This window comes from Saccharopolyspora sp., from assembly GCF_017434145.1.
Lineage (GTDB): Bacteria > Actinomycetota > Actinomycetes > Mycobacteriales > Pseudonocardiaceae > Saccharopolyspora_C > Saccharopolyspora_C galaxeae.
This window is the reverse complement of sequence record NZ_JAFRFW010000905.1, coordinates 1-6,395: the sequence shown is the minus strand read 5'-3', so window position 1 is coordinate 6,395 and position 6,395 is coordinate 1. Positions and strand designations below refer to the sequence as shown.

Annotated in this window: 7 protein-coding genes; 6 read left to right on the top strand and 1 reads right to left on the bottom strand. The window is 70.9% G+C overall.

The annotated features are described in order from the left end of the window. Positions 1-483 precede the first annotated feature (483 nt). Complete coding sequence (locus IJH84_RS24560; protein WP_295149588.1) at positions 484-1,410, top strand: LCP family protein; 927 nt, start codon at positions 484-486, stop codon at positions 1,408-1,410. 38 nt (positions 1,411-1,448) lie between these two features. On the opposite strand, the gene IJH84_RS24555 is transcribed toward IJH84_RS24560, so the two are convergent. Continuing rightward, positions 1,449-2,054 (bottom strand): TetR/AcrR family transcriptional regulator, encoded by a 606-nt coding sequence (locus tag IJH84_RS24555; protein ID WP_200068979.1) that lies wholly within the window; start codon positions 2,052-2,054, stop codon positions 1,449-1,451. 99 nt (positions 2,055-2,153) lie between these two features. Here IJH84_RS24555 and IJH84_RS24550 point away from each other — a divergent pair, with 99 nt between their 5' ends. The 5 genes from IJH84_RS24550 to IJH84_RS24530 form a co-directional block, all read left to right on the top strand. After that, positions 2,154-2,873 carry a class I SAM-dependent methyltransferase gene (locus tag IJH84_RS24550; RefSeq protein WP_295149586.1) on the top strand — a complete coding sequence of 240 codons (720 nt, stop codon included), beginning with the start codon at positions 2,154-2,156 and terminating at the stop codon, positions 2,871-2,873. 170 nt (positions 2,874-3,043) lie between these two features. After that, positions 3,044-4,726, top strand: coding sequence for a hypothetical protein (locus IJH84_RS24545; RefSeq protein WP_295149584.1), 1,683 nt, complete (start codon positions 3,044-3,046; stop codon positions 4,724-4,726). Further along, on the top strand, positions 4,723-5,100 hold the full coding sequence (locus IJH84_RS24540) for a hypothetical protein (protein WP_295149582.1): 378 nt from the start codon (positions 4,723-4,725) through the stop codon (positions 5,098-5,100). The genes IJH84_RS24545 and IJH84_RS24540 overlap by 4 nt, the downstream gene beginning before the upstream one ends. Positions 5,101-5,234: 134 nt before the next feature. Further along, positions 5,235-5,465: a hypothetical protein gene (locus IJH84_RS24535; RefSeq protein ID WP_200068983.1), complete on the top strand. Its 231-nt coding sequence runs from the start codon at positions 5,235-5,237 to the stop codon at positions 5,463-5,465. Further along, positions 5,462-6,395: EsaB/YukD family protein (locus IJH84_RS24530; RefSeq protein WP_295149579.1), on the top strand; the 934-nt coding region annotated here is incomplete at its 3' end. The genes IJH84_RS24535 and IJH84_RS24530, both read left to right, overlap by 4 nt.

Sequence of the window (6,395 nt, the reverse complement as noted above, 5' to 3'; positions counted from 1 at the left end):
GTCCGTGCCCGGGCGGGGGCGGATTTCCGTACTGCGGGTACTGATTAGGGCCGCGCTGGGGATGGTTCATGGGCGGCGATTGTGCGGACCGCTGACAGGCGGCAACAACCCCGCGCCGGTCGCGCGCGAAGTGGGCGGGACGGCGCAGTAACGCGCGACGAACGCGAAAATCGTTCGGCATCCCCGCCTGTGCCAGCGGAAACGATTGTTGAAATCCGCAACAGATTAGTCGATGAATGCAACGAGTTATTCCTGCGTGATGGCCGCGTTTGCGCATCGTTGCTTTTCCGTGTGGTTTTCGTCCTAACCCGGCACGCGCATTTTGGCCATGCTTGCGCGCCGCACGGCACAGGACAACGGTGCGCCGCTGGGCGCGAATTCGAGGGCGGAATGACTTACACAGCGCGACAGCCGAATGACGCACCGCCGCGGCGAACTCGCCGGAAACGGCGTACCGGACGAAACGTCCTGATCGTCCTCGTCGTGCTGCTGCTGGCCCTGGCCGGCTTCGGCCTGTACGTGGACATGTCGTTGAAGCGGGAGGACGCGTTGCCTGCGGGCGGCGAACGGCCCGCTGCCGGTCCCGGCACGAACTGGCTGCTGGTGGGTTCGGACAGCCGCGAAGGGCTGGACGCCGAGCGGCAGGCCGAACTGGGCACCGGCGATGCGGCCGGTAGGCGCACCGACACGATGATGCTGGTGCACATCCCGGAAAGCGGCGGGGAGCCGACGATGGTGAGCCTGCCGCGCGACTCCTACGTGCGGATTCCGGGCAAGGGCAAGGACAAGCTCAACGCAGCCTTCGCCTACGGCGGGCCGGAGCTGCTCAGCCGCACCGTCGAGGGCGCCACCGGAGTGCGCATCGATCACTACGCGGAGATCGGTCTCGGCGGCTTCGCCGACATCACCGACGCCGTCGGCGGCGTCGACCTGTGCGTCAAGGAGCGGATGACCGACCCGAAGGCGAGCTTGGACCTGCAGCCCGGTTGCCAGACCGTGAACGGCCCGCAGGCGCTGGGCTACGTGCGCAGCCGCGCGTCCTCCCGCGGCGACCTCGACCGCGTCGAGCACCAGCGGGAATTCCTCGCCGCGCTGACCGAGCGGGCGTCGAGTCCGCAGGTGCTGCTCAACCCGTTCCGGTTGTTCCCGCTGATCACCGACACCTCCGGGGCGTTCCTGGTCGGTCGCGACGAGCACGTGTGGCATCTGGGCGCCCTGGCGTTCGCGATGAACGGGATCGCCTCCGGCAAGGGCATCACGACCACGGTGCCGATGAGCGGTTTCGGCGAGAGCAGCGACGGCGCGTCGGTGATCAAGTGGGATGCGGAGAAGGCCGCCCAGCTGTTCGGCGCGCTGGCGAAGGACGAGCCGGTGCCCGCGGGCGCGGCGGGCGCCGGGTTCGGCGGCTGAACCCGCGGCCGGGCCCGCGTCGTCGCGTGGGCCCGGCCTCAGTCGTCGCGCGCACCGGTGTCGAGCACCGCGACCGCCGCGTTCGTGACCAGCTCGCGGTCCTGCTCGGAAAGGCGCGGACCGACGTCGGCCTCCGGCGGTCGGTTCAGCGCCAGCGAGTCGATGTCGCCGGTGGAGATGATCGCGCCGCGCACCGTGCCGATCGCGCACCGGGCCAGCAGCAGGTCGGCCGGGTCGTCGGAGGCTGCCAAGGCGTTCTCCAGCGCCCGGACGTCGGCGAACATGTCGTCCTTGGCCAGCAGCACGCTGCGCGCCGAAGCGTCGTAGAGGGTGCCGCGGATGATGTGCCGGTGGTCGTCGAAGAGGTCGACGACCCGGCGCAGCAGCCGCCGCGAGGATTCGCTGCCGTCCTCGGCCGCCCGCACGCACGCGCCGAGTTCGTCGACGACCGGCGCGACGAGCTCGCGCAGCAGGTCCTCCTTGGCCGGGAAGTGGTAGTACAGCGCGGCTTTCGTCATCTCCAGGCGCTCGGCGATGTCCCGGATCGACGTGCCCGCGTAGCTGCGCTCGGTGAACAGCTCGCGGGCCGCTTGCAGCACCCGCGCCCGGGTGCGGGCCGCGGAGCTACCGGTCGTTCGTGCCATTTCGGACCTCCTCGAGGGGCAGAGGTTAGCGGGGAGGGCGAGCTTGACGGCCGGAGTAATCTACCGACCGTCCGATTAACGGAAAGCAGGGAGCGATGCATGACCAATCGATCCGGAGCCGGAATCGACATCGGAAGCGTCGACTTCGAGTCCTTCTACCGAGGTGAAGGCGGGTTCGCCGACATCGAGTTCGACCGCCCGCCGTGGGACATCGGCGAGCCCCAGCCGGTGCTCGTGCAGCTGGAGCGGGACGGCGGCATCACCGGCCGCGTGCTCGACGCCGGGTGCGGGCCGGGCGACAACGCGATCTACCTCGCCGAGCGCGGCTATTCCGTGACCGGTGTGGACGGATCGGCGACGGCCCTCGGAACGGCGCGTGAACGCGCGGCCGCCCGCGGGGTCCGGGCCGACTTCCAGGTCGCCGACGCGACCACCATGGAAGGGGTTCCGCAGGAGTTCGACACCGTCCTGGACAGCGCCCTCTACCACTGCCTGCCCGCGGAGTCCCGTGCCGCGTACGGCGCGGCGCTGCACCGGGTGACCAAACCCGGCGCCAAGCTGCACGTGCTCTGCTTCGCCGACGTCGAAGACGCACAGGCGCCCGCGACGGTCAGCCAGGACGACCTGCGCACGAACCTCGGCGAGCACTGGCGGATCAACGCGATCGAGCAGGTCCGCTACTCCGGGGCGTTCGACCCGGAAACCGTGGCGCGCCAGTTCGAGCAGTTCATGCCCGGATTCGACGCCGGTGCGGCGGTCACCGACGACCACGGCCGGTTCACCTTCCCGATGTGGCACCTGCAGGCCGAACGGGCCTGACTTCCGGCCAGAACAGCCCGGCCGGACATCCGCGAGTCGGCGGAGGCCCGGCCGTTTCGCGTGCGGCTCCGCGCACGGATGGGCTCAACGGGTGAAAACCGCGCGGAAGCGGCATCCCTGGTCGTCGGCGTCAGCACAATTGCGCGACATCGACTGCCACGGGGGTCCGATTGAACAACGGGACAACGCCGGCGTCGGCCGCGGTCACCGCGGACGACGCAGCCGGGCTGGCGCGGCAGCGGGAGCGGAACACGCAGCGGCTGGCCACCGCCACGGGACACGTCCCCAAGCTTTCGGACGCGGTGATCGGCGCCTACCTGCGCAGTCCCCAGCAGGCGCTGCCGCCCGAACCGGGAGTGGACGCGGCCGCGGTGCTGGCCCATTCCCTGGCCGCCCGGTACCGGCGCGGCCTCCGCGACCTGGTGCTGCTGGTGTTCAGCCTGGTCATGGGTGTGGCGCTGTACTACGCGGATGCGGGGCTCGTCTGGTTCTGGCTCGGTTTCATCGCCGTTTGGCTGCTCGTGCGGCTGCTGGCGCGGGTGTTCAGGCGCAGGCGCGGTGCGGAGCGGTTACGCGCCGGGGTGGCGCACGTGATCGTCGCGTTCCTGCTGTGGTCACTGCTGGCGTCGGAGTTGGAAGGCCCGCTGGACGACGCGTTCGACATCGACGACTCGCTGTACGCGCTGCCCGATTCGCCGCTGTCGTCGTTGCTCGTGATCGCTTGGCTGGCGGGTTTGTTCGCCGTGCTGGTGAGTGATCAGCTGCTCGTCTCGGGCGGCACCGACTCGCCGGTCGCGCGGCTGGGCAAGGTCGTGCGAACGGTGGGGACGCGGCGCCACGGCCGCCTGCTGGGTGAGATGTCCGCCCGCCCGGATTCCGGGAACGTCCTGGTGCAATCCGGGTGGAGCGCCTTCCCGGGACACGGTGACCGGCTGAACCAGTGGTCGATGGTGATCCCGCTGCACAAGGAGGGCCTGCCGGAAGGCGAAGCCGGTGGTGCCGACGTGCGGCCGCTCGACCTGTACCGCGCGGTCGCCGCGGAACTGCGCCAGATGCACACGTCCGACCTGCTGGTTCCGGGTTCGCGGCTGCGCGGGCTCACCGTCGACCCGGTGGTCGCGGTGCACGCGGGAACGATGTCGGCCCACGCCGAGAGCCCGCTCGGCCGGACGCTGCTGCCGGACCGGGGCGAGCGCCCGGTGCCCGCGGTTGCTCCGGAACTGGTCGATCAGATCGCCGACCGCGGGCCGGAGTGGGCGCGGCACTTCCAGCGCAGCTCGGTCGCCGGGTGGGAATCGGACGTCATGGTGTCCACCTTCTTCCACGTCGGCTGCGACGACCGGACGCTCTACCTGGAGTGGAGCGCCTACTGCCTGCTGCCGATCGACAGCAGGCACAGCGGTCCGGCCGCTTCCGGCGGCTCGGTGCGCGCGGCGGCGCTGGAGCTGCTGCGGTTCCCGTCGAGCCTGCCCTCCCGGGTGCGCACCGCGGCCGGTGGGCTGCGCCGGATGGTGCTGCCGGAGCACGGCGCCTCGCGGGAAGCCGACTACGGCAGCGTGCAGAGCATCCGCGAGGTGGTCGCAGCCACCGAATTCGGCAACGAGTTCCAGGAGTTGGACGGCCTGCGCTACGTCAAGCTGATCGAACGGAGAACGCTGTCGGCGGTGCACCGCCACCTGCACGACAACGGTTTCTCCACCGACGAGTTCGAAGCGCGGCGCAACGCGGTCATCAACACCACGGTCATCAACGGCGGCACCTTCACCGGCGCGAACACCTTCGGCGCGAACTCGGCGGCCCGGGTCGAGACCGCGAACGCCGCACAACCCGCCGAACCGCAGGAGGAGTCATGAGCCCTGCGGCGCGACCTCCTGCCGAGGAACCGAAGAACACGACGATCGTGCAAGGCGGGAACTTCACGGGCGCGAACGCCATCGGAGATCACAACGAGGTGCACGTCGGTTCGGTCGTGTACAACGCCGCAGCCGGTGAGCTCGACTCGCTGCGCGCGAAGGTCGGCGAACTGGGCGCGGAACTGACCGGGTCGGCGCGCGAGGAGTTCCGGGAAGCGCGGCGGCACCTCGAGGTGCTGCAAGAGGAACTCGCCGACGACGAACCGCGGCCGCATCGGCTGAAGTCCCGCTGGGAGCAGCTGGAACCGCTGGTGCGCAGCCGCGCGGAGCTGCCGTCGGTGGCCACCATCGACAACATGGTCCGGATGCTCTGAGCGCGGCGGGCCCTGATGCGCCCCGAGATCGCAGCCGGGCGCCGGGACCGTCGATGAGACCCGGGAACTCCGACGCCCCCCGGGAGCACCGATTAGCCCGCATGATCAGTAATCGGCTGAGTACCATGCCGCGAGTGGCACGAGAGTACGACGCCCAGCTGCTCGAATCGGTGGCCGTCCGGCGCGGACGGTTGCGGGAGTCGTTGCTGTGGGGGCGTGCGCGCCGCCAGCGGGCGACCGTCGACAACCTGAAGCGCTTCGCGATCAGCCTCATCGTGGCCGCGGTGGCCTGCGCGGGCTGCGTCGGCTTCTCGTTCCTGGAGAACGCGCTGACGCAGCAGAAGCAGAGCCAGGTGGTGCGATGAACCCCGCAGCGGCCACGGGCACGCTCACCCGCGTCACCCTCGCCGCGCCCTGGCGGCGGGTGGACCTGGTCATCCCGTCCGAGACGGCGCTGGGCGAGTTGTTGCCGGAGATCGTGCGGCTGCTCGGTTACCGCACCGTCGAGTCGCCGCAGTCGTACCGGCTTTCGCTGTTCGACGGCACGGTCGTGGAACTCGACCAGAGCCCGCGCTCGGCGGACATCGCCGATGGTGCGCTGCTGCGCGTGGACCGGATCAGCGATGCGCCGATGCCCGCGGTCGTGCACGACGTGACCGACGAAGTCGCCGACGACCTGGAACGGCGGCCGGGCCGCTGGGGCGACGCGGCTCGGCGCTGGGTGGCTACCGGCGTCATCGCCGCGGCCGGGGCGTGGGCGGTGGCGATGGCGCTGCCGGTCGTACCGCCCGTTGCCGCGCTCGCGGCCGGGTTGGTCGTGCTGATCGCGGGTAGTGCGCTCGGGATCGGCGGGGTGCGCGCGGCCGGGACGGCCGTGCTGCTGGCGGGCGCTGCGGTCGCGGCCACCGCGGTGCCGCAGTGGTCGCCGGAATGGCCGCAGCGCTTGGTCGCGTGGATCGCGTTGGCCGGCCTGACCGTGCTGGGCGCCAGTGCGGCGAACCGGCGGCCGCGTTCCGGGCTGACCGGGGCGGGAGCGCTGTTCGGGCTGCTGGCGTTGTGGGTCGTTCCGCCCGTGCTCGGGTTTCCGCTGCTGTGGACGGCGACGGTGCTGGCGTTGGCCAGCACCGTCCTGTTGGGACTGCTGCCGCGGATCGCATTGGTGACCTCCGGGCTGACCAGGCTCGATGATCAGCAGCTCGGTGAGCGGCCCGCGAGCCGCGGGTCCGTCCGGGCCGCGGTGGACTCGGCGCACCGCGGGTTGGCGCTGGCCGTGCTGTGCACTGCTGCCTCGGCCG